Annotated in this window: 1 protein-coding gene; it reads left to right on the top strand. The window is 64.5% G+C overall.

All coding sequences use genetic code 11. The features are described 5' to 3' along the window. The first annotated feature begins 63 nt into the window (after positions 1-63). Positions 64-1,211 (top strand): IS3 family transposase gene (locus GVY41_RS20060; RefSeq protein ID WP_161348739.1). Its coding sequence is split into 2 segments (ribosomal slippage): positions 64-313 and positions 313-1,211, totalling 1,149 coding nucleotides; the frame shifts between segments, so codons are not numbered across the junction. The last annotated feature ends 30 nt before the right edge of the window (positions 1,212-1,241 follow it).

The raw sequence follows: 1,241 nt of genomic DNA, 5'->3' as shown, positions 1-1,241 counted from the left end.
TGGGCTGCTGCCGGTTCCGTGGACGCGAAGATAAGATCGTGACCATTGACCTGGAGAGTGGATATGACGAGACGGAAGTTCAGCCGCGAGTTCAAGATCGAGGCGGTCAAGCTGGTGACCGAGCGGGGCGTGACGGTGGCCCAGGCGTGCCGGGATCTGGATCTGGCCGAGAGTGTTCTGCGGCGCTGGATGCGTGAAGTGACGGTGGCGCCGGCCACGGCGTTTCCCGGCAATGGCCAGCAGCGCCCGGAACTGGCCGAGATCGCGGCTCTGAAGAAAGAGGTCGCCAAGCTCAAGGCGGAGCGTGACATCCTAAAAAAGGCCGCGGCTTACTTCGCGCGGGAAGCGACATGACGTTCGCATTCATTGCCAAGCATCGGCACATCTGGCCCGTCAGCTGGATGTGCGCGGTGCTGGAGGTCTCACGGTCCGGCTTCCACGCCTGGCTCAGGCGACCGACCAGCGCCCGGGCGAGTTACGACGCGAAGCTCGTCGTGGAGATCGACAAGAGCTTCAAGGCCAGCGATCGCACCTATGGTGCCCGCCGCGTGTGGCGTGATGTGCTCGAGGACGGACTGGCCTGCGGGCTGCACCGGATCGAGCGCCTCATGCGGCAGAACGCCCTGAGAGCGCGGCCAAAGCGGCGTGGAAAGCCGAAGGACGATGGCGAGCGCTCTGTCATTGCCGACAACATCCTGGACCGGGACTTTCAGGCCGACCGGCCGAACCAGAAGTGGCTGGCCGACTTCACCTACATCTGGACCGCCGAGGGCTGGCTCTATGTCGCGGCTGTGCTGGACCTGTTCTCCAGGCGCGTCGTCGGCTGGTCGATGAAGGCGGACCGGGATGCCACGCTGGTCATGGATGCCCTGATGATGGCCGTCTGGCGGCGCGGAAAAGCGGATGCGCTGCTCCACCATTCGGACCAGGGCTCGCAATACACCAGCGAGCAGTTCCAGCGCCTGCTCCTCGACAACGGCATCACCTGCTCCATGAGCCGGGCCGGCAACGTCTGGGACAACTCGGCGATGGAGAGCTTCTTCTCATCGCTGAAGACCGAACGAACGGCCCGCAAGGTCTACCGCACCCGCGATGCAGCCCGTGCCGACGTGTTCGACTACATCGAGCGCTTCTACAATCCGCGGCGACGCCACTCGAAGCTGGGCTATCTCAGCCCCATGGCGTCCGAGGACCGCGATATGCAAACCTAACCCCGTGTCCACGGAACCGGCAGCAGCCCA

The organism is Frigidibacter albus, from assembly GCF_009908165.1.
Classification (GTDB): Bacteria; Pseudomonadota; Alphaproteobacteria; order Rhodobacterales; family Rhodobacteraceae; genus Frigidibacter; species Frigidibacter albus.
Note: the sequence above shows the minus strand (reverse complement) of the source record. Positions and strands in the feature narration are given on the sequence as shown.